This is a genomic window from Micromonospora sp. NPDC051296, from assembly GCF_040682255.1.
GTDB lineage: Bacteria > Actinomycetota > Actinomycetes > Mycobacteriales > Micromonosporaceae > Micromonospora > Micromonospora craterilacus.
On sequence record NZ_JBFBAO010000007.1, the window covers coordinates 23342 to 48948 of the forward strand.

Genomic DNA, 25607 nt, shown 5'->3' on the forward strand with positions numbered 1-25607 from the left:
ACACATGTCCGCACCCCGACCCGGCGGCATCCGTCGACGGTCGTACCGGTGGGCGACGGCAGCCGTCCTCGGCGCCGCCGCCTCACTGGCAGTGATCAATCCCGCGATGGCGGCACCCGCCGACATCACCGGGGGAAGCCTCGACTGGGGCTTCAAGAGCTCGTTCCGCGCGTACGTCTCGACCGGCAACGGCAACCCGCCGATCGCGGTCACCGGCGGCGCCACCCGCAACGCCGACGGCACCTTCCGGTTCCCGACCGCCGGCGGCTCGTACGACAGCGCCACCGGCGCGACCACCGCCCACTACGGCGGCACCGTGGTGTTCTCGTACCCGGCGCACTTCTTCACCATCACCCTGGCCAACCCGACCGTGGTGGTGGACGGCGCCGGCGGCTCCCTGCTCGCCGACGTCGACCTGCAGGTCAGCGGCGGCGGCTTCGAACCGGTGCAGATCAAGCAGGCGGCGATCGCCACCCTGGGCACCGGCGCGACCAGCCCGACCGGCTCCGGCGACACGGTCACCTGGAGCAACCTCACCGCCACGCTCACCGAGACCGGGGCCACCGCCTTCGCCAGCTTCTTCTCCGCCGGCACCGCGCTGGACCCGCTGTCGTTCAGCCTGACCACCGGATCCGGCGGTGGGCCGGCCACCCCGTCGGTGACCGTCGACCCGTCCGCCGCCCTCGACCGCGAGGGGACCACGGTCACGGTGACCGGCTCCGGGTTCGACCCGGACGCCAACGGCGGCGTCGGCTTCTACGTCGCCTTCGGCCCGAAGGGCGACAACTACTGGACGAACTCCCGCCCCTACAAGCCGGTCAAGTGGGTGCACAAGAACGCCTCGTCCTCCGCCGCCCAGGTCAAGCTGGGTGCCGACGGCACCTTCTCCACCACCCTGGACCTGGTCCCGGCCTACACCGACGGCAACGGCGACACGGTGGACTGCACCGCCGTGCAGTGCTACGTGCTGACCTTCGCCGCACACGCCTCCAGCGACCGCAGCCAGGACACCTTCACCCCGATCACCTTCGGCGGCGGTACGGGTGCCCCGGGCGGCGCCGAGCAGGAGATCAGCGCCCAGGTGCTGCAGTCGGGCCCGCTGACCCTGACCTCGTCCGGCAGCGCCGTGACGCTGTCGGCCGTGCACCCCGGCGCGGTCGCCGACGGGGCGCTCAACGCGGTGACGGTCAGCGACCTGCGCGGCACCAACGCCGGCTGGAACGTGATCGGCCAGGTGGAGGAGTTCACCAGCGCGCTCGGCGGCACCATCGCCGCCGACAACCTCGGCTGGGCGCCGAACGCGTCCGTGCTCGCCGACGGGCTGGTGGGCGCGGCCGGGGTGGTCAGCCCCGGCGGGCGGGCCGATCCCGGTGACGGCACCGGGCTGGGCAGCGCCCGTACGCTGTGCAGCTCCGCCGCCGGCGCCAGCGCCGGCAGCTTCCGATGCGGCGCGGACCTCGACCTCGGGGTGCCGGCCGGCACCGCGCCCGGCGACTACGCCGCCACCCTCACCCTGACCCTGTCCTGACGCATGGAAGGGCACCTTGTTGTGCGCAGATCGATGACGAGGTGCCCTTCCCCGCACCTGGTCGCCGCGATCGCGGTCCTCGCCGCGCTCGCCACCGCCCTGGCCGGCGGCCCGGCCGCCGCCCTCGCCGTGGCCCCGGCCCCCACCTCGTCCCCGAGCGCCGACGACGGCTTCACCTGGGCGGTCCAACCCTCCGGGCCGGACGGCCCCACCGGCCGCAGCTACTTCGTCCACGACGCCGAGCCCGGCCAGCGCATCGAGGACCGGGTCGCCATCACCAACCTGAGCGACACCCCGATGACCTTCGCGGTGTACGGCGCCGACGCGTTCACCACCGCCGACGGCGGCTTCGGCCTGTACCCGGCGAGCCGGCCGGCCACCGACGTCGGCTCCTGGACCGTGTTCGCCGAGCGGACCTACCGGGTGCCCGCCGGGGAGCGGGTGATCGTGCCGTTCCAGCTCACCGTGCCCGCCAACGCCAGCCCCGGCGACCACGCCGGCGGCGTGGTGGCCTCGATCGCGCAGGTCCAGCCCACCGGCGGCGGCCAGCGGGTCAACCTCGACCGCCGGGTCGCCGCCCGGATCTACCTGCGGGTGGCCGGTCCGGTCCGCCCCGCGCTCCAGGTCGAGGCGATGCGGATCGGCTACGACAACCCGCTCAACCCGTTCGGCAGCGGACCAGTCGTGGTCAGCTACCGGCTGCGCAACACCGGCAACACCCGACTGACCGGCACCGGCCAGGTACGCGTCAACGCCCCGTTCGGCATCCGACTGGCCGACACCGCACCCGTCGCGGTGCCCGAACTGCTGCCCGGCGCGGCGATCACCGTCACCGAGCAGATCAACGGGGTGGTGCCCACCGGCCGGCTGGCCGTGGACGTCGTGGTCGACCCGGCCACCCCCGACCGCATGTTGCCGACGGTGACCCGTACCGTCACGACCTGGGCGATGCCCTGGGTCTGGACCGCCGTGCTGCTCGCCGCGCTCGGCTGGCTGCTCGTCACCCGGCTGCGGGCCCGGCGACGGCGAAGGTCGACCGCCACATGAGGCTCCCGGCGTCCGGTGCCGTCCTGGTCGCCGGACTGGTCCTCGCCGGCGCTCCGAGCCCGGCCCCGGCGCACCCGCAGCTGGTGGTGGACCGGGCCGAGGCGAAGCCGGGCGAGCGGGTCCTGGTCGGGCTCACCGGCTGGCCCACCGGCACCGTCGTGATCGAGCTGTGCGGCGCCGGTACGCCGCCCAGCTGCGCGGTCGACACCTCGGTGCAGACCCACCTGCCCACCGGCGGTGCCGGCGGCGCACCACTGACCGTGGTGGTGCCACCGGCCGGCTGTCCCTGCCAGGTACGGGTGACCACGCTGGACCGTCGGTTCACCGCCACCGTTCCGCTGGTCGTCACCGGCGCGACATCACCTCCCGCCAGCAATGTCCGGCAGATGGCGACCCGCCCGCCGGCCGTGACCGAGGCGCACGTCGAACGCGACGGTGGCTGGGCCGGCCAGTTCGGTGCCCCGGCCCGACGTACCGTCGTGCTGCGGCTGCGCAACGAGGAGTCGGTGCCGGCCGCGGTCGCCCTGTCGTTCAGCGTCGGCCGGGATGCGATCCCCACCGGTTTCGTCGCGCCGCCCGTGGTGCCCGACCTCGCCGCCGGAGAGGAACGCGTGATCCGCGTACCGGTCACCCTGCCGGCACCCGCGGTCGGCGGCTACCAGATCCGGGGCGAGATCGTCACGGCCGGCACCGCGAATCTCGTCGAGGTGAGCACCGACCACCAGCCGTGGGGCCTCGCCGGCCTGTTCGGCCTCGCCGTCCTCGCACTGGCACTGACCTCGCGGCGCCCCCGCCGGCGACCGAGCTCAGCGCCCTGAGCAGCGGACCGCCGGTGTGCGGGTCGTGGCCTTCTGATCGGAACGTAACGGCCCGACGGGAGGGGGCGACGTTGCGATACTCGCTGCATGGCAACCGTCGGACGGCGGTGGGCGTGGCTCGTGGTGCTGCTCGTCGGCATCGCGCTCTACCTGCTGGTGCTCCTCGCTCTGGTCACGACCCGGAACGTCATCTTCCTGCTGCTGCTGATCGTGCTGGGCGCGTCCATCGCGCCGGCGGCGTTCCTCACCTTCGCGCAGGCTCGCTCCGGCGGGTGGCGGGTCCCCGGTTCGATCGTGACCGTGGCGGCCGTCTTCGGCGGGGTGATCGGCGTCGCCGCCGCGGGCTGGCTCGAGTACGACACCCTGCGCCGGCTCGGCGTGCTACCGATCGTGTACGTCGGGCTGATCGAGGAGGCGGCGAAGCTGGTCGTACCGGCGGTGATCCTGCTGCTGTGGCGCCGGCGGCCCCGATCCCCGAGCGACGGCCTGGTGATCGGGGTGGCGTCCGGCGCCGGCTTCGCGGCGCTCGAAACCATGGGATACGCGCTCAGGGCGCTGGTCACGTCGAAGGGAAGCCTCGGCGCCGTCGAGGAGGTGCTGCTGTTCCGGGGCCTGACCGCACCCGCCGCGCACCTGTCCTGGACCGGGGTGACCGCCGCGGCGTTGTTCGCCCTGGCCGCCGCGCCCAGCGCCCGCCGGTGGCTGCTGTTCGTGGTCACCTACCTGGGCGCGGTGATCCTGCACGTCTGCTGGGACGCCGTCAATGCACCCCTGGCGTACGTCGTCATCGGGGTGGTGTCGCTCGGCTGGGTGCTGCTGGAACTCCACCACTACCGCGCCTGGGCACCACGATCGACCGCGACAGGCGGGCCCGTCACCGGACCCCGCGGCGACGTAACGCCATAGCTGTCACCTTCCGCCCCGGTCGGGAGAATCGGCCCTCGGCCTGCGCCCCGGCGACCGGCCGAGGCTGTTTGCCGTACGTCGGGCCGGGAATGCGACGTCCGCGCGGACACGCCGCCGCCGACTGTACGGGGAGGTCGACATGGGTGACCGGGAGAAGCTGCACGAGCTGCGGCAGCAGGCACACAGTGCGGGCATCGAGGGCAACTCCAAGATGACCGAGGACCAGCTGCGCGAGGCGTTGCGAAGGGTCGGCAAGGGCGAGCAGCCGCAGATGGCCAAGCAACAGGCCAAGCGCTGACCCGTCGCCGTCGGCGCCGGCACCCCGGGTGCCGGCGCCGTCGGCTGCGTGCCGTCCGCCCGGCCGTACTCCACCACGCCCCGGTGCTCGCCGGAACGCAGGTCGGCCTCCCAACCCCGAGCGCACCCACCGCGGCGCTCGGGGTTTGTCGCGTGATCACGCGATTTCCGGGAAGACGCGCCCCGCCGCCGTCGACGGGGTGCGCTGGCACCTGCGCTGCCACCTGCGGTGGCACCACAGATGAAGGAGTGACGGGTATGAGCCGACGTAGCACGACGGGCGTCCGGTCGGTGACGGATTCCCTGGGTATCGAGCGGGCGAGCCAGAGCACGGGGGCAGCGGGGATGGCCCGCCTCCGGGGCTGGCTCAGTCTCGGCCTCGGCGCGGCCTCCCTCGGCGCCGGGCCCCGGGCCAGCTGGCTGTGCGGGGTGGACGACTCCGGGGTGGCCCGGACCGTGCTGCGGATCGCCGGCCTCCGGGAACTTGGGCACGCCGCGGCGCTGCTGGTTCCCCGCCGCGCGGGGTGGGGTGCGTGGGCCCGGGTCGCCGGGGATGCCGTCGACCTGACCGCGTTGGCGGTGGCCCTGCGCTCCCGCCGGGGACCGCGACGGCGACGCCTGTTGTTCGTCACCTCGGCGGTGGCCGGCCTCACCGCGGTGGACCTGTACGCGGCACTGCGCGCGCCGGGTCGACCCCGGCTGTCGGCGGGGGAGCGGATCACCGCGTCGGTGACGGTCAACCGCGGTGTCGAGGAGACCTACCGGTACTGGCACGACTTCTACAACCTGCCGCGCTTCATGTACCACCTTCAGTCCGTGCGGCGCAGCGGGGACGGGCGGACCCGCTGGGCGGCGAAGGCCCCGGCGGGCCGAACCGTCGAGTGGGAGGCGGAGATCGTGGAGGACCGGACCAATCAGCTGATCGCCTGGCAGTCGGTCGACGGATCGCCGGTGCCGAACTCCGGGCGGGTGGAGTTTCGGCGCGCCGCCGGTGGGCGGGGCACGGAGGTGCGGGTGGAACTTGAGGTCACCCCGCCCGGCCGCAAGGTGGGCGCCCTGGTCGCGAGGGCCTTCGGCGAGGACCCGCAGCAGCAGGTCCGCGACGACCTGCGGCGGTTCAAGCAGGTCATCGAGACCGGCGAGATCACCCGGTCGGACGGCAGCCCCGACGGCATCAGCGGGCAGCAACAGCTGAGGCAGCGCCCCGGGCAGCCACCGGCGACCCGGGTCGAGTGGCCGGTGGCGAGCCGATGAGGGCGAACTGCTGGATCGCACCCAACCGGGTGGCCGTCGAGGACGTGCCGGACCCGCAGATCCTCAACCCGCGGGACGCGATCGTCCGGGTCACCTCGTCGGCGATCTGCGGCTCGGACCTGCACCTCGTCGACGGATTCGTACCCGCCATGCGTAGGGGCGACGTGCTCGGTCACGAGTTCATGGGCGAGATCGTGGAGCTGGGCCCCGGCGTACGCGACGGCTTCCGGGTCGGCGACCGGGTGGTCGTCGGCTTCCCGATCGCCTGCGGCGACTGCGCCTCCTGCCAGCGTGGGCTCTACTCCCTGTGCGAGAACTCGAACCCGAACGCGGGGATCGCCGAGCTGGCCTTGGGACACTCTCCGGCCGGCATCTACGGCTACTCGCACCTGCTCGGCGGGTACGCGGGCGGACAGGCCCAGTACGTCCGGGTGCCCTTCGCCGACGTGGGCGCCCTGAAGGTCGACGACAACCTCTCCGACGAGCAGGTGCTGTTCCTGTCCGACGTGCTGCCCTCCGGATACATGGCCGCCGAGCTGTGCGACATCACCCCGGGTGACACCGTCGCCGTCTGGGGTGCCGGGCCGGTCGGCCAGTTCGCCGCGGTCAGCGCCTTCCTGCTCGGCGCGGAACGGGTGATCGTCATCGACCGCTACCCGTACCGGCTGCGGATGGCCGGGGAGAAGGCCGGCGCGGAGACCATCAACTACGAGGAGACCGACGTCCTCGACGCGTTGCGGGAGACGACCGCCGGACGCGGTCCGGACGCCTGCATCGACGCCGTCGGCATGGAGAGCCACCACGCCTCGGCCGCGCTGTACGCGTACGACCGGGTCAAGCAGGCGGCGAGGTTGGAGACCGACCGGCCGCACGCCCTGCGGGAGGCGATCCTGAGCTGCCGCAACGGTGGGACCATCGCCGCGATCGGCGACTACGGCGGCTTCATCGACAAGTTCCCGATGGGGTCGTTCATGAACCGGTCGCTGACCCTGCGCTCCGGGCAGGCGCACGTGCAGCGCTACATGCGACCGCTGCTGGACCGCATCCGCCGGGGACAGATCGACCCGAGCTTCATCATCACCCACACCATGCGGCTGGACGACGCGGCGGAGGGTTACGACATCTTCAAGAACAAGCAGGACGAGTGCATGAAGGTGGTCCTGAAACCCTGATCAGCCTGCCCCGGGAGGCCTGGCGCGCGGACCGGGAGTTGGGTCGAGCGTGGCAGGATGGGGCCCGCTCGGGACTGTGGAACCCGGGCGAAGGCGGACCAGGAGGATCGGGGGCCCCAGGTGCCACGACGCGCGCGACTCATCCACTACTGGGACGACCGGGCCGCCGGCTACGAGCAGAAGACGGCCACGATGGAGCGTCGGTTGCTCGCCGACAGCCGCCGCTGGGTGTGCCAGCGAGCCACCGGCGCCACCCTCGAACTGGCCGTCGGCACCGGGCTGAACCTCCCGCACTACCCCGATGACGTGCAGGTCATCGGCGTCGACTGGAGCCCGGAGATGGTGCGGGTCGCCGCACGGCGGGCCAGCAGGTCGGCCCGGCCGGTCGCGCTCGCCCGGGCGGACGCCGCGGCGCTGCCCTTCGCCGACGACCGGTTCGACACCGTGTTGTGCACGTTCAGCCTGTGCTGCGTCCCCGACGAACGGGCCGCCCTCACCGAAGCGGTGCGGGTGCTACGGCCCGGCGGCAGCCTGCTGCTCGCCGACCACATCGTCGCGTCCCACCCGGTCGTACGCGCCGTCCAGCATGTCGCCGAAATGGTGAGCATCCCGTTGCAGGGCGAGCACTACACCCGACGCCCGCTGCACACCGTCCGACGACTCGGCCTCGAGACGGTCGACACGCAACGCCTGACCTACGGCGCCATCGAACGCGTCCACGCCCGCAAGCCCGCCCGCCACTGATCCCGCCGCCTCCTGGCCTCCATTCGACACGGACCGAAGCGCCGTGGCCTACCGGCGGGCATGCGGCCGGCAAACACGTAACGCATCGGTTACGCTTATGCGGTGGACGAGGTAGCTGCCGCCATCGCGGACCCGGTCCGTCGGCGCATCCTCGAGCTGTTGCGGGAGCGCCGGCTGCCGGCCGGTCAGATCGCCGACCAGTTCGAGATCAGTCGCCCGGCGATCAGCCGCCACCTGCGCGTGCTCCGCGCCAGCGGCCTGGTGCGCGACACCGTGGTCGGCCGTCAGCGGCTGTACGAGCTGGACCCGACCCGGTTCGCCGACCTGGTCCGGTGGCTGACGCAGTTCACCCGGGCCGACGGCTGGGAGCGCCGGTTCGACGCCCTGGAGACCGAGGTCTACCGTGCCCGCCGCGACCGCCGCACCGGCGGCGCGCCCTACGCCGCAGAGGAGCGATCCGCGTGACACGCATATCAACCGGGCAACTGTTCGGCGCTGGCGGCGGGGGTGACCTGGTCGTCACCCGCACCTTCCGGGCTCCCGCCGAGGACGTCTGGGCCAGCCTGACCGAGCCGGGGCGCACGGCACGGTGGTTCGGCCCGTGGGAGGGCGAGGCGGCGCCCGGCGCGAGCATCCGGGTGCAGATGGCCTTCGAGGAGGGAACGCCCTGGTCTGAAGTGCGGATCGACGCGTGCGAGCCGCCTCGACGGCTGGCCCTGTCGATGCGCGACGAGTCCGGCGACTGGCGGATGGAACTGCTGCTGACCGAGCGCGGCGACCGGACCGAGTTGCGCTTCGTCCACCACCTGGACGACGTCGGGGGCATCGGCGAGGTCGGGCCCGGCTGGGAGTACTACCTCGATCGTCTGGTGGCGGCCCGCGAGGACGCGCCGATGCCGTCGTTCGACGACTACTACCCGGCGATGAGGGCGTACTTCGAGGGGCTGCGAACGGCGTCGCGGTAAAAATCAGCCCGCGGCCGGACATTACCTGGTGTGAGCGAAGACCAGGCAGCCAAGCGGCAGGAACAGCGGTTCGCGCTGTGGACCGAGCATGGCCAGCGGGGTGATGGCGTACGCGTTGCGACACGTCGACCCCGACACCGCGCAGGAGGTGGTGTCGGAGCGCATCCCCTCCGACACCGGCGATTGATCCTGACCGTGCGTTCAGCAAGTGCCGACGAGCCGTCGGCGACGAGGTGAACCACCGCACCGGGCGCGGGATCGGCCACGGCCGGCCCCGCGCCCGGCACGGTCACAGCGTGGCCAGAGCGCGGTGCAGGCGACGAGCCTCGGTGACCAGGCGACTCGACCCGCTCCGCCCGGCGACCTCGGCCAGGCCGGGCACCTCGATGCGCACGCCGGTGGCGGTAGCCGTCTCGGTGGCCAGGGTCAGCAGGTCCGGTACGCCACGCGGCGCGGTGAGCGCCGTCGGCAGCGCGGCGGCCAACAACCGCCACACGGTCAGCGGCGCGCCCGCCGCGGCGGCGTCGCGCAGCGGCTCGACCGCCCGAGACAGCTTCACCAACCCCCCGGCGACCAGCGTTCCCAACCGCTCGCCGGTGCCCGTCGCGTCGAGCTGGCCGGCGGCGGCGAGCGCGAGCAGAGCGTCCAGGGTGGCGACCCGGTCCGCGCTGTGCCGGGCGCCGAGACCGTACGCCACCGCCAGGTCGAGCGCCACCCCACCCGGGCCGGTGGCCTCGGCCAGCAACGGCAGCACCGCGGTGCCATCGCGCTGGTCCATGTCTGCGGTGGCGGCCACCATCGGCAGCACGTACGCGGCGACCACGCCCCGGTGCCCAGGCAGGATCGACGGCCACAGGTTCGCCCAGCCGGAGTGCTCCATCCCGATCGGTGCCGGGTCGGCGGTGAGCAGGCCGTACCGGTCGTGGTACCCCTCGGGCGGGCGCAACTCGACCAGGGACCGCTGGGCCGGCAGCTGGTCGAACTCCCAGTCGTAGCCGGACCGACGCGCTCGCCGGTTGACCGGAGTGGCCCGCATGACCGGCTGCGGCAGCCCGCCGTCGCGCAGCCATGCGGCGAGTCGGTCCCCGGCCGGCGTACCGAGCGCTGCCGCCTTGCCGGCCACCGCCTCGTCGGTGTCGGCGGGCAGCCGCAGCAGTGCCTGGGCGAGATCCCACGTCCACGGCGTGTGCTCGCCCAGCGCGGCCAGCCGCTCCACCAGGGCGAGTGGGTCGAGCGCCCCGTTGCCGGAGGTCGGGGCGGAGAGCAGGCCGGCCAGCCCCGGTTCGCCGAAGCGGATGCCGATCTCGGCGAGCCGGGCCCGCAGCAGGCGGTGCGGCGGCGGCATCCGGGGGTCGGTGGTGGCCAGTTCCGGCGTCGACCGGGCCGGGTCGACGCGGCGTACGGCGGCGAGCAGGGCCTCCCAGCGGCTGCGCCGGCGGGGATGCCGGTCGACCACGGACCGGAGCAGGTCGACCACCACGGCGCACAGGCACATCGGCTGGTAGCTGTGCTCGTGGCCCCAGGACCAGTGCCGCCGCTCGATGATCGGGCCCAGGGCGTCGGCGACCCCGGTGCTGTCGCTGGCGGTGAGCCGGACCAGCCCGTCGAGGATCCGCTCCAGCCCGGTGCCCGGCGACGGCGTGCCGAGCAGCGCGGCGACCTCCTCGGCCAGCTCGTCCACCTCGGTGATCGGGGCTGGCACCGGCTGGGGCGCCGGGGGCGGGGGCAGGTCGTCGCCACGCGGCCGGCTGACCACCGGGCCGGGACCGGCCGGCGCCGGTTCGAAGCCGTGCCGGGCGGCCAGGGTGGTCGCCCGGTCCCGCAGCTCGACGGCGGGATGCTCGGTGGCGACCGCGATCACCTCGGCGATCTCGGCGGCTCGGTCCCGGTGCTGGCGGGCCAGCCGGTCGAGCCAGGTGAGCTGCCCCCGGACCAGGGCCTTGTCGGGCCGCGCGAGCACCTGCCGGGACGCGTCGAGGACCGCCTCCAACTCCAGCTCGGGTAGCTCCCGCAGCGCCTGCTGCGCCATGGTGGCCACCGGGGCGGGTGCGTCGGTGAGCAGACGCAGGTAGTCGGTGCTGCGGGCGGCGATCTCGGTGGTGGTCGGCTGGAGCAGGCCGAGCAGGGTGGTGAAGGCGCGCAGCGCGCCGGGCCGGTCGCCGCGCAGCAGCCGGCCGATCGAGCCGTCGAGCAGCAGCACCCGGTCGACCACCCCGTCGGCGGCCAGCCGGGCCAGCGCGGTCAGCAGGGCGTGCCGCTCGCGGTTCTCCCAGTCCCGGTACACGACGTCGAACATCATCAGGGCGCCGAGGCCGTCCACCTCGAACAGCCGGGGCAGCATGGCGGGCAGGAACGGGTCGGCGCGCAGCCGGTCCGCCACGGGCACTGGTCGGCCCCGGCGAAACCGGTCCGGGAACTCCACCGCGTTCAGCCACAGCTGCACGGACCGGTCGTCGGTCGGGGGCGCGGCGCCCTCGGCATGCAGCAGCGCGGCGACGAACTGCCACCGATCGACCCAGGTTTCCTGGTTGAACCTTCCGGCCAGCCGCTGGGCCAGGTCACCGAGCCAGGTGACCCCCCGCTCCGCGGCGACGCCGCGGACCAGCTCCGCCGCCCGGACGCCGTCCAGGTTGACCGAGGCGCGGCCGAGGATCGCCGCCGCCTGGGCGGCGGTGGGCAGGCAGCCGACCACGGCCACCGCCAGTGCGGTGCCGGTGCCGGAATCCCACCAGGTCTCCCGGTCGCGCTTCTTGAACCAGGCGGTCAGCTCCACGCCGATCTCTCGGCGGCGCTCCTCGGGCAGCCCGGCCAGGGCCGCCGCGATCGGATCGGCGGAACCCTTCGACACCAGGTCGAACAGGTCGCTCGTGCCACCGGCTGCCAGCTCCCGCTGGCGCCGCACGGTGCTCATCATGATGGCGAGCTGCTGTGCTGGTTTCACACCCGCTCCTCGACCTGGTTGGTGACCAGCATCCGGACGGCCAGGGCATGCCGGCACGGCCCCCGCTGCCCGCGGTGCTTGGCCCACCAGGGACAGGTGCAGGTGAGGCCGCCGTCGGGCAGCTCGCGGACCCGGTACACCTCGTCGCCGCTGCGCACCGTGGCGGCCGTACCGTCCCGCTCGACCGCCCCGGCGTCGAGCAGCGCCCGCGCGCCCACCAGACGCGGATTGTCCCGCTCGGCCCGGCCCGCGTCGTACGGCATGACCCGGTGGAAGTACGCCGCCTCGGCCACGTCGTAGCCGACCCGGCCGGCGGTGCCGAGCTGCGCCAGTGCGCCCCGGACCCGCCCCGCGTCGATGCCGGCCTGGCCGGCCAGCCGGTCCACGTCGATGGTCGGGTCCCAGGACAGCAGCGCGGAGATCAGGTCGGCGTCGTCGACCACCTCGTCGCCGGCCAGCGCGGTGAGCGCGGCACCCTCGCCGGAGAAACCCCGGTACGGCTCGGGGGAGAGGGTGAGGGACAGCCGGAGCGCGCCGGTGTCCAGTTCCCAGACGCTCGGCACGGGGGCGGAACCGGGAGCCACGGTCGGCCCGTACACCCGCAGGGTCTTCGCGAAGCGCAACATCGGGCGCAGCGCGGTCAGCCGGCTCGCCCCGGCCAGGCAGACCGCCCCGGCGACCGGCCGGGAGGTCAACCGCAGGGACCGGCCGGCGGGCACCACCCAGAGCACCGACCGGTCGTTGCCGGTCGGCAGCCGGCGCAGGAACGCCGCCGCCTCGGCCGCCGGCAGCTCGGCCCGGGGCTCGAACCGGGCGGCCAGCACCTGTACCTCGGCGAAGCCGCGCAGCCAGCGCACGGGCAGCGGAACCTTCTTCTCCACCACCTCGACATCCATTGTGGACACTGTGAGGTCGTCGGGGCCGACCGACAGGTGCAGCGGGTCGAGGCCGCCGACCCGGGTCAGCGCCTCGCGCAGCGGAGTGTTGACGTCGACGTTGGTGGTGCCGTGTTCGACCACGTCACCGTCGAGCCCGGCCGGCAGCGCGTCCAGCCGGGCGTACACCCCGCAGCACCCGGAGAAGGACTCGAAGCGGAGCCGGCCCCGGCTGCCGGTGACCACCGGGTCGAGGCTGGCCGGGCTGATCGGCCGGTGGTAGCGGGTGCGGGCCACCTCGGCCACGGCCAGCAGGCCGACCGCCGCGGCCTGCGGCGTGGTGAGGAAGCCGGTGAAGAAGCGGGGATTCGGTGCCGGCCCGCCGCTGGTCTGCAGGGCGAGCGAGCCCTGGCCGAGCACGGAGGAGGCGAGATAGCGGTACGTCTGCACTGCGTTCACGCCGCCGGACGGTAGAGCACCCCACCGACATTGCCCACGTACGCCACGGCGGACCTGCGCCGACGCCGACGCCGGCGGCGCCGGCGCAGGCGGCGGCGTGTCGGTCAGTGGGCGGCGACGACCACCGGCTCCGGCTCCGGCGCGGCGAGCCGGGCCGGCCGCACCACGAGGTGCAGCACGACCAGCGCCGAGACCAGGCCACCGGCCACCACCAGGGCCATCGCGACCGCCCCGGTGCCCAACACGCCCACCAGCGGCGCGGCCAGCGCGCCGATGCCGAACTGCACCGCGCCGAGCAGGGCGGAGGCGGTGCCGGCTGCCTCGCCGTGCCGGCTCAGGGCCAGGGCGGGGGCGTTCGGCAGTGCCAGGCCGGCCGCGGCGAGCACCAGCCACAGCGCGGCGAGGAGGGTCGGGAGCCCGCCGAGCCCGGTCGCGGCGAACCCGAGCAACGCCAGGCCGGCGGCCGACCCCACCAGCAGGGCGGTCGCCAGGATCCGCTGCGGGGAGTAGCGGCGCAGCAGCCGGACGTTGGCCTGGGTCGCGGCGATCAGGCCGACCGCTCCGGCGCCGAAGGCCAGCCCGAACTGCTGCTCGTCGAGCCCGTACTGCCCCTGCAGAACGAACGAGGACCCGCTGACGTAGGCGAAGATCGCGGCCATCGCCAGCCCGGCGACCAGCACCAGCCCGACGAAGGTGCGGTCGCGCAGCAGCGAGCCGTAGAGCCGGGTCGTGGGCAGCACCCCACCACGCTGGCGTCGCGCCGGCGGCAGCGTCTCCTGGAGGCCGAGCAGGGCGATCAGCATGAGCAGCACGCCGAAGACGGCCAGTGCCGCGAACACCCCGCGCCACTGCGTCCACCGCAGCAGCTCGCTGCCGAGGGTCGGGGCGAGGACCGGGGCGGCTCCCATCACCAGCAGCAGCCGGGAGAGCAGCTGGGCGAAGGCCGCGCCGCTGAACAGGTCGCGTACCACGGCCATGGCGATCACGCTGGCCGCGGCGGCGCCCAGCCCCTGGATGACCCGCAGCCCGCCGAGCACCACGATGTTCGGCGCGAGGGCGCAACAGACCGAGGCCACGACGTGCAGCGCGGTGCCCGCGATCAGCGGCTTGCGCCGGCCGACGGCGTCCGACAGCGGGCCGATCAGCAACTGGCCCAGGGCGAGCCCGACCAGCGTGCCGGTGAGGGTCAACTGGACCGCCGCCGAGCTGGTGGCGAAGTCGTCGACGATCGCGGGCAGCGCCGGCAGGTACATGTCGATGGTCAGCGGTCCCACCGCGATCAGCGAGCCGAGGACGAGGATGAGCCGCAGGCGTTGCCGGCGGCTCATCAGATCACCCGGCATCAGCGCCGCCGTCGGGGTGGCGGTTGCGGCGGTCACCGGGACCGCTCCGGGCGATCCGGGCGTGGCAGGGCAGGCAGTCGTGCGATGGTCACATCTGGCTCCAAACCCGGAGCCGGTGGGCTGATTCCCGGTCCGCGGATAGGTAACGCAGGTCACAGCCCGTGGGTCGCGGTCACCGGACGGTCAGAGGCCGTCGGCCCAGCTGCCGAGCCGTTCGCGGTCGGCGACGACGACGCCACGGAACGTGTGTCAGGCGGTGTCGTCGCGGGTCAGCCGCGCTCCACGAAGTCGGGTCGCGGGTTGATCACCGTGATCCGGGCAGCCTTCAACATCCTGCCCAGCCGGTTCGCTGCGAAGGTGCCTGCGTAGCCCGCGCCCACCACTACGATCCCCATGTTGGCCTCCCGTCGGGGTAACTGGTCGAACATGAGATGCCGGCAACTCGATCCCTGTGACATGTGGTGTCACAGCACGGCGACGCCCGGCGTCTTGTGGTGACACGGTCGAGATCGAGCGGACAGGAGCCCACCATGGCCGGCAGTCCGGATCCCGCCACCGAGGCGTTCGTCGCCCACCGCAATCTCCTCTTCACGGTCGCCTACGAGATGCTGGGCTCGGCGGCGGACGCGGAGGACGTCCTCCAGGAGACCTGGCTGCGGTGGGCGGGCGTTGATCTCGACATGGTCCGGGACCAGCGTGCCTACCTGGTCCGGATCGCCACCCGCCAGGCGCTCAGCCGGCTGCGTACGCTGGGCCGGCGCAAGGAGACGTACGTCGGCTCCTGGCTGCCCGAGCCGCTGCTGACCGCGCCCGACGTGGCCGAGGACGTGGCGCTCGCCGACAGCCTCTCGATGGCGATGCTGCTGGTGCTGGAGACGCTCGGGCCGACCGAGCGGGCGGTGTTCGTGCTGCGCGAGGTGTTCGACCTCGGGTACGACGAGATCGCGGAAGCCGTCGACAAGAGCCCCGCCGCCGTCCGCCAGATCGCCCACCGGGCGCGGGCACACGTCGCCGCGCGTCGGCCGCGCGGGGTCGCCTCCGCGGCCGAGACCCGGGCCGCGCTCAAGGCCTTCCAACGGGCGGTCGAGACGGGCGACCTGCAGAGCCTGCTCGACATCCTCGCGCCGGACGTGGTCGCCCTGAGCGACGGCGGCGGAGTCAAGCAGGCCGTTCCGCGACCCACTGTGGGGGCCGACAAGGTGGCTCGCCTGTTCGGCGTCGGCCTGCGCCAGGTCGGTGCCGAGATGTCGGTCGAGCCGGCACAGATCAACGGCAGCCCGGCTCTGATCGTGCGGCTCAACGGAGAGTTGGACGGCGTCCTCGCGGTCCGGGTCGAGGACGGCCTGGTCAGCGGGCTCTACTACGTGCGCAATCCCGAGAAGCTGTCGCGCGTGGAGCGGGAGACCACGGTGAGCCGCTGAGGAACGCGTCGATGCGTTCGCTCGCCTCCGGGCCGGTGACCAGCGCGGCGATGGTGCGTGCCTCGTCCTCCGCCACCTCCTGCGGAGACTGGTGCCACGAACCGCGCAGCAATCGTTTCGCCTCGCCGAGGGCGCGGACCGGGCCGGCGGCCAGCTCGGCCGCGAGCGCCTCGGCCCGAGCCGTCAGCTCGTCGTCGTCCACCACCTCGGCGACGAGGCCCCACTCCAACGCCTCGGCCGCGCTGAGGCTGCGCCGGGTGAGCGTGAGGTGCAGCGCCCGAGGTTGACCCACCGCCCGGGGGAGCAACCGCGAGAATCCACAGTCGGGGGTCAGCCCGACGGCGGTGTACGCGGCGGCGAACTTCGCCGAGCGGCCCGCCACGGCGACGTCCGCCGACAGCACGGCGGCGAGCCCGGCCCCCGCCGCAGCCCCCTGCACCGCCGCCACGACCGGCTTGGGCAGGTCGGCCAGCGCGCGCAGCCCGAGGTCGAGCGTGCTGGCGAGGGCGTGGACGTACGCCCCACGGTCGGCGGCGGCAGCCATGGCGGCGAGGTCACCGCCCGCGCAGAAGCGGCGACCCGCGCCGGTGAGCAGCACGGCGCGTACGGTCTCGTCGGCCGCGGCGCGCGCCACGGCGGCGGCGAACGACTCGGCAGTCGGCAGGTCGATCGCGTTGGAGGCGGCCGGCCGGTCCAGGGTGATCCGGGCCAGGGCGGTGTCCACCTCGTACCGCACGGGTCCACCGGCGCTTGCCTGGCGCTCGCTCATCGCGGGGCCATCCGCAGCGCGCCGTCCATCCGGAACACCTCGCCGTTGAGGTAGTCGTGGTCGATGATGGCCAGCGCCAACTGGGCGAACTCGTCGGGCCGGCCGAGGCGCCGGGGGAACGGGACGCCGTCGGCCAGCGCGGCCCGGAACTCCTCGGAGACGGTGGCGAGCAACGGCGTGTCGATGATGCCCGGCGCGATGGTGTTGACCCGGATGCCGTACTGGGCGAGGTCCCGGGCGGCCGGCAGGGTCAGTCCGACGATTCCGCCCTTGGAGGAGGAGTAGGCTGCCTGGCCCACCTGGCCGTCGTAGGCGGCCACCGAGGCGGTGTTGATCACGACGCCGCGCTGGCCGTGCTCGTCACCCTCGGTCTTGGCGATGTGCTCGGCGGCCAGCGCCAGCACGGTGAACGTGCCGATCAGGTTGACCTGCACGATCTTCGCGTACAGGGCGAGGTCGTGGACGCCCTTGCGGCCGAGGATCCGGGCCGACGGGCCGATCCCCGCGCAGTTGACCACGATCCGCAGCGGGACTCCGGACCCGGCCGCGGTGTCCACGGCGGAGCGCACGCTGTCGGCGTCGGTGACGTCCGCCGCGAGGTAGGTGACACCGTCGACCTGGGGGGCTCGGGCGATCGACGATTCGAGGTCGAGGGCGAAGACGGACGATCCCCGGGCGGCCAGGGCCGCGGCGCTGGCCGCGCCGAGTCCGGAGGCGCCGCCGGTCACGACGGCGGCGGTGGTGGCGATCCGCATGCTGATGACTCCCTTGTTCGGTGGTGCTAGACGTTGCGGCGGTACTGCCCGCCGACGGCGAAGAAGGCGTCGGTGATCTGCTGGAGCGAGCAGACCCGGGCGGCGTCCATCAGCACGGCGAAGACGTTCTCGCCCGCGATGGTCGCCTGCTTGAGCCGGGCCAGCGCCGCGTCGGCCTCGGCGCGGTGGGTCTGGTGGAACGCGCGCAGCCGGCGCAGCTGCGACTCCTTCTCGGCCTCGGTGGCCCGGGCCAGCTGGGGGACGGCCGCGGGCGCGTCGGGGTCGTCGCGCAGGTACGTGTTGACCCCGATCAGCGGCAGCGTGCCGTCGTGCTTGCGCTGCTCGTAGCGCATCGACTCGTCCTGGATGCGACCGCGCTGGTAGCCGGTCTCCATCGCACCGAGGACGCCACCACGGTCGTTGATCCGGTCGAACTCGGCCAGCACGGCCGCCTCGACCAGGTCGGTCAGCTCGTCGATGATGAACGACCCCTGCAGCGGGTTCTCGTTCATCGCCAGGCCCCACTCGCGGTTGATGATGAGCTGGATCGCCAGCGCCCGGCGAACCGACTCCTCGCTCGGGGTGGTGACCGCCTCGTCGTACGCGTTGGTGTGCAGCGAGTTGGCGTTGTCGTAGATGGCGATCAGCGCCTGCAGGGTGGTGCGGATGTCGTTGAAGTCCATCTCCTGCGCGTGCAGCGACCGCCCGCTGGTCTGGATGTGGTACTTCAGCTTCTGGGAGCGCTCGTTGGCGCCGTAGCGGTCGCGCATGGCGATCGCCCAGATCCGCCGGGCCACCCGGCCGAGCACCGAGTACTCCGGGTCCATCCCGTTGGAGAAGAAGAACGACAGGTTCGGCGCGAAGTCGTCGACGTGCATGCCACGCGCCAGGTACGTCTCCACGTAGGTGAAACCGTTGGCGAGGGTGAAGGCGAGCTGGCTGATCGGGTTCGCCCCGGCCTCGGCTATGTGGTAGCCCGAGATGGAGACCGAGTAGAAGTTGCGCACCTCGTTGGCGATGAACCACTCCTGGATGTCGGCCATCATCCGCAACGAGAACTCGGTGGAGAACAGGCAGGTGTTCTGCCCCTGGTCCTCCTTGAGGATGTCGGCCTGCACGGTGCCCCGGACCTGGCGCAGCGCCTCGGCCCTCAGCGTGGCGTGCTCGTCGGCGCCGGGCGCCCGCCCGTGTTCGGCCTCGAACCGGTCCACCTGCTGGTCGATGACCGTGTTGAGGAAGAAGGCCAGCACCGTCGGCGCCGGGCCGTTGATGGTCATCGAGACCGAGGTGGTGGGGGAGACCAAATCGAAGCCGTCGTAGAGGGCGCGCATGTCGGCGAGCGTGGCGACCGAGACGCCCGAGGTGCCGACTTTGCCGTAGATGTCCGGGCGGAGGTCCGGGTCCCGGCCGTACAGCGTCACCGAGTCGAACGCGGTCGACAGCCGGGTGGCGGGGGAGCCGGCCGAGAGCAGCTTGAACCGGCGGTTGGTGCGGAACGGATCGCCCTCGCCGGCGAACATCCGGGCCGGATCCTCGCCGTCGCGTTTGAACGGGAAGACCCCGGCGGTGTACGGGAAGTGGCCGGGCAGGTTCTCTCGCCGGAAGAAGCGCACCAACTCGCCGTGGTCGGTGAAGCGGGGCAGCGCGACCCGGGGGATGGCGTTGCCGGACAGCGACTCCCGGGTCAACGGGGTGCGGATCTCCCGGTCCCGTACCCGGAAGACGTGTTCGGTGCCGCGGTACGCCGACACCACCTCGGGCCACTCGGCGAGTTGCCGGCCGACGTCGACCGGCAACTGCGCCCGGGCGGTCGCCAGCAGGTCGTGCACCGGTGGCGAGTCGACCTCGGCGGCGACCAGTTCCAGCCGCTGCACCCGCCGCGCCTGCTCGGCCAGGCGTTCGGTGCCGGCGTGGTAGGTGCGTACCGCCTCGGCGATCTCGGCGAGGTACCGGATCCGCGAGCCGGGCAGCAGTTGCCGGATCATCGTCGAGGCCCGCCCGTCCACGCGGGGCAGCACCCCGTCGCCGGCCGGCAGCCCGGCGTCGACCAGCAGCGTCCTGAGGTGCTGGTAGAGCGCGGTCACCCCGTCGTCGTTGAAGGTGGCGGCCGAGGTGCCGAACACCGGCATGTCCCTCGGTCGGGCGCCGAACGCCTCCCGGTTGCGCACCAGTTGCCGCCGCACCTCGCGCAGCGCGTCCTCGGCTCCGCGCCGCTCGAACTTGTTGATCGCCACCGCGTCGGCGAAGCCCAGCATGTCGATCTTTTCCAGCTGGGTGGCCGCACCGTACTCCGGCGTCATCACGTACAGCGAGGCGTCGGCGTACGGGACGATCGCCGCGTCCCCCTGCCCGATGCCGGGTGTCTCCACCACGACCAGGTCGAACCCGGCGGCCTTCAGCAGGTCGATGATGGTGCCGAGAGCTTCGGGCAACTGGTGGCCGCCCCGGGTGGCCAGCGAGCGGAAGTAGATGCGCTGCCCGTCCAGCGCGTTCATCCGGATGCGGTCGCCGAGCAGCGCGCCGCCGGTGGCCCGCCGGGTCGGGTCGACCGCGACGACGGCGACCCGCAGCTCGTCCCGTTGGTCCATCCGCAGCCGGCGGATCAGCTCGTCGGTGAGGCTGGACTTGCCCGAGCCGCCGGTACCGGTGATGCCGAGCACCGGTGTGCCGCGGCGTTCGGCGACGGCCCGCAGCTTGTCGAGCATCGGGTCGGGCAGCGCGCCGAGTTCCGCGCCGGTGATCGCCCGGGCCAGCGCCCGCCGGTCACCGGCGAGCACCGCGGCGGCGTCGACCGGATCCCGCTGCCAGGGATTCACGTCGCACTCGCGGATCATCACGTTGACCATGCCCGGCAGGCCCATCCGCTGGCCGTCCTCCGGGGAGAAGATGGTGACGCCACGGCCGCGCAGTCGGGCGATCTCGGTTGGCACGATCACGCCGCCACCGCCGCCGTAGACCCGCACGTGGCCGGCGCCGGCCGTGCGCAGCGAGTCGACCAGGTACTCGAAGTACTCGATGTGTCCACCCTGGTACGAGGAGATGGCGACCCCCTGCGCGTCCTCCTCGACGACGGCGTCGGCGACCTCCTGGACGGAGCGGTTGTGGCCCAGGTGCACCACCTCCGCGCCCTGCTTCTGCAGGATGCGGCGCATGATGTTGATGGAGGCGTCATGGCCGTCGAAGAGACTCGACGCGGTGACGAACCGGATCGGGTTGCTGGCGACGTGGAGGGGCATCTCGGCACTCGAACCTTCGCAGTCGGGGTGGCGGTGGGGGGCTCAGCCGTCGGCCGGGGCCCACCGGGCGGCCACGTCGGTGACCGTGGCCGGTGTCTCGGCGCTGGCCGGTGGGGGGACGGACCGGGACAGCTGCGGTGCGGTGCCCGCGGCGACGTGGCCGTGCACCGACTGCAGGCAGCCCCGGGCCGCGATGTGTGGCTCCGCGACCGCCTCGTCGAAGGTGAGGACCGGGGTCACGCACGCGTCGGTACCGTCGAAGACGCGGCTCCAGTCGCCGCGGGTGCGGCTCCGGAAGGCCCGCTCGAACTCCGCCGCCAGCGCCGGCCAGCCGGCGCGGTCGTACTGGTCGGGCAGGGGGGCCGAGTCGAGTTCCAGTCCCTTGAGCAGCAGCGCGTAGAACTTCCGCTCCAGCGCGGCGACGGCGACGAACCGGTCGTCGGCGCAGCGGTACGCCCGGTAGAACGGCGCGCCGCCGTCGAGCAGGTTCTGGGCCCGGCCGTACGCCCACGCCCCCTGTGCCTTCATCTCCAGCACGTGCTGGGCCAGCACGCTGACCCCGTCGACCATCGCGCCGTCGACCACCTGACCGAGGCCGGAGCGGGCGCGTTCGACCAGAGCGGCGAGGATCCCGACCACGAGGAACAGCGAGCCGCCGCCGAAGTCGCCGGCCAGGTTCAGTGGCGGCACCGGCGTCTCGGCCGGCCCGATGGCGTGCAGGACTCCGGTGATCGAGATGTAGTTGAGGTCGTGGCCGGCGGTGTGCGCCCGGGGGCCGGTCTGTCCCCAGCCGGTCATCCGGGCGTAGACCAGCCGGGGGTTGCGGGCGGTGAGCACGTCCGGGCCGAGCCCGAGGCGTTCGGCCACGCCGGGACGGAAGCCCTCGATCAGCACGTCGGCCCGGTCGGCGAGGTCGCGTACCCGGTCCCGCTGGGCCGGGTCCTTGAGGTCGGCCTCGACGGTGGTACGCCGGCGCAGCACGTGGCTGGGCAGTTGGTCGGGCCAGGAGTGTGGCCGCTGCACCCGCACCACGTCGGCGCCGAGGTCGGCGAGCAGCATCGCCGCGTGTGGACCGGGACCGATCCCGGCGAGTTCGAGGACGCGGATCTGGTCGAGGGCGCGGGTCACAGTGGGTTCTCCTTCCGCCAGGATCTAGTTATCGTTCGCTAAGTACGCGGGCAAGGAAAGGACGGCAGTCATGACGGTGCAGGTGGACCGGGGCGAGGACGGCATCACGACGCTGACGCTGGACCGGCCGGAGTCGCTCAACGCGCTCAACCACAGCCTGGTCGGCGACCTCGCCGCCGCGCTGGAGGCGATCCGCCGCGACCGGGACTGCCGGGTGGTCGTGCTCACCGGCGCGGGACGCGCGTTCTGCGCCGGTCTCGACCTCGGCGGGTACGGCGACGACGACCAGGTGGCCGCCGGCGGGGAGATGCTGCGTACCTTCGACCGGCAGCGCGAGATCGCCGATCTCGCCCACCGCCTGCACGAACTGCCCCAGCCGGTGATCGCCGCGGTGAACGGGGCGGCGGCCGGGGGCGGGCTCGCCCTGGTCTGCGCGAGCGACGTGCGGATCGCGGCGCCGGAGGCGGTCTTCGCCGTCTCCTTCATCAGGGCGGGCTACTCCGCCTGCGACATCGGGGTGTCCTGGCTGCTGCCCCGGATCATGGGGGCCGGGCGGGCCCACGAGCTGATGCTGACCGGCCGCCGCTTCGACGCCGCCGAGGCGCTCCAGGGTGGACTGCTGGCCCGGGTGGTGCCCGCCGACGAACTGCTGGCCGAGGCGCGCCGCACCGCCACCGAGATCATGCGCAACCCGCCGGCCTCGGTCGAACTGACCAAGGTGGGCATGTGGATCGCGCTGGAGACGCCGAGCTTCCGGGCCGCGGTCGAGTTCGAGAACCGGCAGCAGATGGTGGCGAACATGACCGAGGACCGGGTCGAGGCGACCCGGGCGTTCCTGGAGAAGCGGGCGCCGACCTACCACCGCCGTTGACCGTCCGGGCACGGCGTGCGGGCGTGAGACCTGGCCGGTCACCGGCGACCGACCAGGTCGCGCCCGATGATCTCTTTCATGATCTCGTTCGTGCCGCCGAAGATGCGCTGTACCCGGGCGTCCTGGAATGCCCGGGCCACCGGGTACTCCAGCATGTAGCCGTACCCGCCGTGCAGTTGCAGGCAGCGGTCGATGACCCGGTTCTGCATCTCCGAGGCGGACAGCTTCGCCTTCGCGGCGTCGACCACGGTGAGGTCGCCGGCACCGTGGGCCAGGATCGCCTTGTCCACGAAGGCCCGGGTCACGTCGATCTCGGTGGCCATCGCGGCCAGCTCGAACCGGGTGTTCTGGAAGTCGGCGATCGGTTGTCCGAAGGCCCGCCGCTCGTCGACGTAGCCGAGGGTGTCGGCGAGCACGACGTCGGCCACGGCCACGGCGTGCGCGGCGATGGACAGCCGCTCCAGCGGCAGCAGGCCGACCAGCTGCCGGAGCCCACCACCCAGCTCACCGAGGACGTTCGCGTCGGGTACGAAGACATCCTCGAAGAAGAGTTCGGCGGTGTCCTGGGCGTGCAGGCCGACCTTGTCGAGCTTGCGGCCCCGGCTGAAACCGGCCATGTCCCGCTCCACCACCAGCAGGCTGAGGCCGGGCGAACCGTCGTCGGTCTCGGTGCGGGCGACGACGATGACCAGGTCGGCGTTGATGCCGCTGGTGATGAAGGTCTTGGCGCCGTTGACCAGCCACCCGCCGTCGACCCGCCGCCCCGAGGTGCGTACCCCGCGCAGGTCGCTGCCGGTGCCCGGCTCGGTCATCGCGATCGCCCCGATCAGCTCACCGCCCGCCATCGCCGGCAGCCAGCGGGCCTGCTGCTCGGGCGAGCCGAGCGTGGCGAGGTACGGGATGGCGATGTCGTCCTGAAGCGAGAAGCTGGAGGCCAGGGAGGTGGCGTGCACCCGGGCCAGCTCTTCGAGCACGATGTTGCGGTAGCGGTAGTCGTGGTGCTGCCCGGCGCCGCCGTACTCGGCCGGCGCGGACAGCCCGATGACGCCCTGCTTTCCCGCGGCGATCCACACCTCGCGGTCGATGAGCCGTTCGGTCTCCCAGCGGTCGAGGTGGTCGACCACGGAACGGGCGACGAACGTCCGTACCACGTCGCGGAACTGCTCGTGGTCGTCGGTGTAGAGGTTGCGTTTCATCGCCGTCCTTTCAGGGTTGCCGTGGCGCAGTCGTCGAGCAGCTCGTCGACCATCCGACCGATCCCGTCGAAGCCGTCGCCGAGGGTCTGTCCCGAGGTGTGTCGGACGTGGATCTGTTCGAGGATCACCGCGAGCTTGAACTTCGCGAAGGCCAGGTACCAGGGCAGCGCCGCGGACACCGGACCGTCGAGGCCGCGGCGGGCGCAGTAGCGGGCGACCACCTCGTCCGCGTCGAGAAACCCCTCGAACGCGGTGAGCCCGCCGGTGATCGGGTTGAACGGCCGGCCGATCTCGTCCCAGAACATCACCAGCATGCCGAGGTCGGCGAGCGGGTCACCGAGGGTGGCCATCTCCCAGTCGAGCACGGCCGCGATCCGGCCCGGATCGTCCGGCGCGACGATGAGGTTGTCGATGCGGTAGTCGCCGTGCACGACCGAGGCGCCGACCGGCGGTGGCAGGCCGGCCCCGAGCCGTTCGGCCAACTCGTCGACCAGCACCGTGTGCCGCTGGGAGACGGCGTGGTACTGGCGGTGCCACCGGGCGAGCTGGCGGGCGAGGAATCCGTCCGGCCGGCCGAAGTCCGCCAGGCCCACCGAGTCGATCGGTACGTCGTGCAGGTCGGCGAGGGTGTCGACCATCGCGACCGACAACCGCCGCCGGTCGGCCGGGGCGACCGTCGCCACCAGCTCCCGGGTACGCAGCACGGTGCCCGGCACCTCGGTCATCAGGTAGTACGGCACGTCCGCCTCGGTGCCGAGCGTGACGACCGGCGGCACCGGGACCGGGGTGGGCGCGAGGGCGGCCAGCACCCGGTACTCCCGGGCCACGTCGTGGGCCCCCCGGTGGTACGAGCCGTACGGCGGGCGGCGCAGGATCCACCGGCCGACCCCGTCGGTGATCCGGAAGGTCAGGTTGGACTTGCCGCCCGCGACCAGCGTCGCCGTCAACGGTCCCGCGACGGCGATCCCGCGCTCGGCGAGCGCGCGGGCCAGCGCGGTGAGGTCGACCGGCGGCGCGGTCACGACCCGCTCCAGCGTGGCGCCCGCTTCTCGGTGAACGCGGTCGCGCCCTCCCGGACGTCGTCGCTGACCAGCAGCTCGTCGATCGCGCGGTCCTGCTGGTCGTGCAGCTCGGCGTCCCAGGGCGAGCCGGCCCCGGCGGCCCCGCGGACCAGTCGCCGGCTCACCCGTACCGCGAGCGGCGCGTTGGCCGAGATCTCCCCGGCCAGCGCGAGCGCGGCGGCGAGCACCTCACCGGCGGGCGCCACCCGGTTCGCCAGACCCCAGCGCAGGGCGGTGGCGGCGTCCATCGTGGATCCGGTCAGCGCGAGTTCCATCGCCACCTTCACCGGCAGGTGACGGGGCAGCTCGATCAGCCCGCCGGCGGCGGCGAACAGGCCGCGCCGTACCTCCGGCAGGCCGACGGTGGCCTCCTCGCTGAGCACGACCAGGTCGCAGGCGAGCATCAGCTCCGTGCCGCCGCCCCGGGCCAGGCCGTTCACCGCCGCGATAGTCGGTTTCTGCCGGGGCCGGTCGACGAACCCGGCGAAACCCCACTCCGGATGCTCCGGGTGGTGCAGCGGCACGCCGGCACCGATCGCCTTGAGGTCGGCGCCGGCGCAGAACGCCCGGCCCGCGCCGGTGAGCACGATGACCTGGATCCGCGGGTCGGCCTCGGCTGTGGTGACGGCGTCGCCGACCGCCCGGGAGAGGTCGGCGTTGACCGCGTTGAGCGCCGCGGGCCGGTTCAGCGTCACCACGGCGACGCCGTCCCGGACCTCGAGCTGCGCCGGCTCGGAAGATTCCATCTTCACTCCTGCTTACTTATCGCTCGCTCAGTTGACCGCCGCTGGGGGACGACCCCACGGCGCAGCGGGGGACCG

At 73.1% G+C, this 25607-nt stretch carries 23 protein-coding genes; 12 read left to right on the plus strand and 11 right to left on the minus strand.

The features are described from left to right. Nucleotides 1-4: 4 nt before the first annotated feature. The 10 genes from AB0M52_RS01525 (at nt 5) to AB0M52_RS01570 (ending at nt 8731) form a co-directional block, all read left to right on the plus strand. The gene (locus tag AB0M52_RS01525) at nt 5-1528 is read left to right on the plus strand and encodes an HtaA domain-containing protein (protein WP_363947351.1); all 1524 of its coding nucleotides are present in this window, start codon (nt 5-7) and stop codon (nt 1526-1528) included. A 33-nt stretch (nt 1529-1561) separates the two neighbouring features. After that, nucleotides 1562-2575, plus strand: coding sequence for a DUF916 domain-containing protein (locus AB0M52_RS01530; RefSeq protein WP_363947354.1), 1014 nt, complete (start codon nt 1562-1564; stop codon nt 2573-2575). Beyond that, on the plus strand, nt 2572-3393 hold the full coding sequence (locus AB0M52_RS01535; protein WP_363947357.1) for a hypothetical protein: 822 nt from the start codon (nt 2572-2574) through the stop codon (nt 3391-3393). Before AB0M52_RS01530 ends, AB0M52_RS01535 begins: the two co-directional genes overlap by 4 nt. Before the next feature lie 87 nt (nt 3394-3480). After that, nucleotides 3481-4299 (plus strand): PrsW family glutamic-type intramembrane protease, encoded by an 819-nt coding sequence (locus AB0M52_RS01540; protein ID WP_363947360.1) that lies wholly within the window; start codon nt 3481-3483, stop codon nt 4297-4299. Nucleotides 4300-4438: 139 nt separating this feature from the next. After that, nucleotides 4439-4597 (plus strand): hypothetical protein, encoded by a 159-nt coding sequence (locus AB0M52_RS01545; protein WP_363947363.1) that lies wholly within the window; start codon nt 4439-4441, stop codon nt 4595-4597. Nucleotides 4598-4854: 257 nt separating this feature from the next. After that, a complete protein-coding gene (locus AB0M52_RS01550; protein ID WP_363947365.1) occupies nt 4855-5850 on the plus strand; it encodes an SRPBCC family protein in 996 nt (331 codons plus the stop codon). Beyond that, complete coding sequence (locus tag AB0M52_RS01555) at nt 5847-7022, plus strand: zinc-dependent alcohol dehydrogenase (protein ID WP_363947368.1); 1176 nt, start codon at nt 5847-5849, stop codon at nt 7020-7022. Before AB0M52_RS01550 ends, AB0M52_RS01555 begins: the two co-directional genes overlap by 4 nt. Nucleotides 7023-7142: 120 nt before the next feature. After that, nucleotides 7143-7766, plus strand: coding sequence for a class I SAM-dependent methyltransferase (locus tag AB0M52_RS01560; protein ID WP_363947371.1), 624 nt, complete (start codon nt 7143-7145; stop codon nt 7764-7766). A 102-nt stretch (nt 7767-7868) separates the two neighbouring features. Next, nucleotides 7869-8231, plus strand: coding sequence for a metalloregulator ArsR/SmtB family transcription factor (locus AB0M52_RS01565; RefSeq protein ID WP_363947374.1), 363 nt, complete (start codon nt 7869-7871; stop codon nt 8229-8231). Then, on the plus strand, nt 8228-8731 hold the full coding sequence (locus AB0M52_RS01570; RefSeq protein WP_363947377.1) for an SRPBCC family protein: 504 nt from the start codon (nt 8228-8230) through the stop codon (nt 8729-8731). The genes AB0M52_RS01565 and AB0M52_RS01570 overlap by 4 nt, the downstream gene beginning before the upstream one ends. 289 nt (nt 8732-9020) lie before the next feature. Here the strand turns inward: AB0M52_RS01570 and AB0M52_RS01575 are convergent, their stop codons facing one another. The 4 genes from AB0M52_RS01575 to AB0M52_RS01590 form a co-directional block, all read right to left on the minus strand. Then, nucleotides 9021-11672 (minus strand): DUF6493 family protein, encoded by a 2652-nt coding sequence (locus AB0M52_RS01575; RefSeq protein ID WP_363947380.1) that lies wholly within the window; start codon nt 11670-11672, stop codon nt 9021-9023. Next, nucleotides 11669-13006 (minus strand): SWIM zinc finger family protein, encoded by a 1338-nt coding sequence (locus AB0M52_RS01580; protein WP_363947383.1) that lies wholly within the window; start codon nt 13004-13006, stop codon nt 11669-11671. Before AB0M52_RS01580 ends, AB0M52_RS01575 begins: the two co-directional genes overlap by 4 nt. Nucleotides 13007-13110: 104 nt before the next feature. Beyond that, the gene (locus AB0M52_RS01585) at nt 13111-14334 is read right to left on the minus strand and encodes a multidrug effflux MFS transporter (protein WP_363947414.1); all 1224 of its coding nucleotides are present in this window, start codon (nt 14332-14334) and stop codon (nt 13111-13113) included. 284 nt (nt 14335-14618) lie between these two features. Beyond that, nucleotides 14619-14744, minus strand: a complete 126-nt coding sequence (locus AB0M52_RS01590) for a hypothetical protein (RefSeq protein ID WP_363947416.1) — start codon at nt 14742-14744, stop codon at nt 14619-14621. A gap of 135 nt (nt 14745-14879) precedes the next feature. On the opposite strand from AB0M52_RS01590, the gene AB0M52_RS01595 reads away from it, so the two are divergent. After that, nucleotides 14880-15770, plus strand: coding sequence for an RNA polymerase sigma-70 factor (locus tag AB0M52_RS01595; RefSeq protein WP_363947386.1), 891 nt, complete (start codon nt 14880-14882; stop codon nt 15768-15770). On the opposite strand, the gene AB0M52_RS01600 is transcribed toward AB0M52_RS01595, so the two are convergent. From AB0M52_RS01600 to AB0M52_RS01615, 4 genes are read right to left on the minus strand one after another with little or no spacing between them, the layout of a single operon-like run. Beyond that, nucleotides 15697-16539 (minus strand): enoyl-CoA hydratase/isomerase family protein, encoded by an 843-nt coding sequence (locus tag AB0M52_RS01600; protein ID WP_363947388.1) that lies wholly within the window; start codon nt 16537-16539, stop codon nt 15697-15699. The two genes, AB0M52_RS01595 and AB0M52_RS01600, sit on opposite strands and share 74 nt — an antisense overlap. Further along, complete coding sequence (locus tag AB0M52_RS01605; RefSeq protein ID WP_363947391.1) at nt 16536-17294, minus strand: SDR family NAD(P)-dependent oxidoreductase; 759 nt, start codon at nt 17292-17294, stop codon at nt 16536-16538. The genes AB0M52_RS01600 and AB0M52_RS01605 overlap by 4 nt, the downstream gene beginning before the upstream one ends. Nucleotides 17295-17320: 26 nt before the next feature. Continuing rightward, nucleotides 17321-20530 (minus strand): fused isobutyryl-CoA mutase/GTPase IcmF, encoded by a 3210-nt coding sequence (gene icmF, locus AB0M52_RS01610; protein WP_363947394.1) that lies wholly within the window; start codon nt 20528-20530, stop codon nt 17321-17323. Nucleotides 20531-20572: 42 nt separating this feature from the next. Further along, nucleotides 20573-21658, minus strand: coding sequence for a CaiB/BaiF CoA-transferase family protein (locus tag AB0M52_RS01615; RefSeq protein ID WP_363947397.1), 1086 nt, complete (start codon nt 21656-21658; stop codon nt 20573-20575). A 70-nt stretch (nt 21659-21728) separates the two neighbouring features. Here AB0M52_RS01615 and AB0M52_RS01620 point away from each other — a divergent pair, with 70 nt between their 5' ends. Then, nucleotides 21729-22529 (plus strand): enoyl-CoA hydratase/isomerase family protein, encoded by an 801-nt coding sequence (locus AB0M52_RS01620; protein WP_363947400.1) that lies wholly within the window; start codon nt 21729-21731, stop codon nt 22527-22529. A gap of 38 nt (nt 22530-22567) precedes the next feature. Here the strand turns inward: AB0M52_RS01620 and AB0M52_RS01625 are convergent, their stop codons facing one another. Genes AB0M52_RS01625 through AB0M52_RS01635 form a run of 3 tightly spaced genes read right to left on the minus strand, consistent with a single transcriptional unit; the run spans nt 22568 to nt 25532 of the window. Beyond that, the gene (locus AB0M52_RS01625) at nt 22568-23725 is read right to left on the minus strand and encodes an acyl-CoA dehydrogenase family protein (RefSeq protein WP_363947402.1); all 1158 of its coding nucleotides are present in this window, start codon (nt 23723-23725) and stop codon (nt 22568-22570) included. Beyond that, nucleotides 23722-24747: a phosphotransferase family protein gene (locus tag AB0M52_RS01630; RefSeq protein WP_363947405.1), complete on the minus strand. Its 1026-nt coding sequence runs from the start codon at nt 24745-24747 to the stop codon at nt 23722-23724. Before AB0M52_RS01630 ends, AB0M52_RS01625 begins: the two co-directional genes overlap by 4 nt. Beyond that, the gene (locus AB0M52_RS01635) at nt 24744-25532 is read right to left on the minus strand and encodes a crotonase/enoyl-CoA hydratase family protein (protein WP_363947408.1); all 789 of its coding nucleotides are present in this window, start codon (nt 25530-25532) and stop codon (nt 24744-24746) included. Before AB0M52_RS01635 ends, AB0M52_RS01630 begins: the two co-directional genes overlap by 4 nt. Nucleotides 25533-25607: the final 75 nt, after the last annotated feature.

Bases quoted from the DNA above. Each gene is read 5' to 3' on its own strand.
- AB0M52_RS01525 (WP_363947351.1), top strand. From the start codon at position 5: ATGTCCGCACCCCGACCCGGCGGCATCCGTCGACGGTCGTACCGGTGG.
- AB0M52_RS01545 (WP_363947363.1), top strand. From the start codon at position 4,439: ATGGGTGACCGGGAGAAGCTGCACGAGCTGCGGCAGCAGGCACACAGT.
- AB0M52_RS01620 (WP_363947400.1), top strand. From the start codon at position 21,729: ATGACGGTGCAGGTGGACCGGGGCGAGGACGGCATCACGACGCTGACG.
- AB0M52_RS01540 (WP_363947360.1), top strand. From the start codon at position 3,481: ATGGCAACCGTCGGACGGCGGTGGGCGTGGCTCGTGGTGCTGCTCGTC.
- AB0M52_RS01625 (WP_363947402.1), bottom strand. From the start codon at position 23,725: ATGAAACGCAACCTCTACACCGACGACCACGAGCAGTTCCGCGACGTG.
- AB0M52_RS01585 (WP_363947414.1), bottom strand. From the start codon at position 14,334: ATGAGCCGCCGGCAACGCCTGCGGCTCATCCTCGTCCTCGGCTCGCTG.
- AB0M52_RS01555 (WP_363947368.1), top strand. From the start codon at position 5,847: ATGAGGGCGAACTGCTGGATCGCACCCAACCGGGTGGCCGTCGAGGAC.
- AB0M52_RS01600 (WP_363947388.1), bottom strand. From the start codon at position 16,539: ATGAGCGAGCGCCAGGCAAGCGCCGGTGGACCCGTGCGGTACGAGGTG.
- AB0M52_RS01590 (WP_363947416.1), bottom strand. From the start codon at position 14,744: ATGGGGATCGTAGTGGTGGGCGCGGGCTACGCAGGCACCTTCGCAGCG.
- AB0M52_RS01550 (WP_363947365.1), top strand. From the start codon at position 4,855: ATGAGCCGACGTAGCACGACGGGCGTCCGGTCGGTGACGGATTCCCTG.
- AB0M52_RS01535 (WP_363947357.1), top strand. From the start codon at position 2,572: ATGAGGCTCCCGGCGTCCGGTGCCGTCCTGGTCGCCGGACTGGTCCTC.
- AB0M52_RS01635 (WP_363947408.1), bottom strand. From the start codon at position 25,532: ATGGAATCTTCCGAGCCGGCGCAGCTCGAGGTCCGGGACGGCGTCGCC.
- AB0M52_RS01530 (WP_363947354.1), top strand. From the start codon at position 1,562: ATGACGAGGTGCCCTTCCCCGCACCTGGTCGCCGCGATCGCGGTCCTC.
- AB0M52_RS01605 (WP_363947391.1), bottom strand. From the start codon at position 17,294: ATGCGGATCGCCACCACCGCCGCCGTCGTGACCGGCGGCGCCTCCGGA.
- AB0M52_RS01595 (WP_363947386.1), top strand. From the start codon at position 14,880: ATGGCCGGCAGTCCGGATCCCGCCACCGAGGCGTTCGTCGCCCACCGC.
- icmF (WP_363947394.1), bottom strand. From the start codon at position 20,530: ATGCCCCTCCACGTCGCCAGCAACCCGATCCGGTTCGTCACCGCGTCG.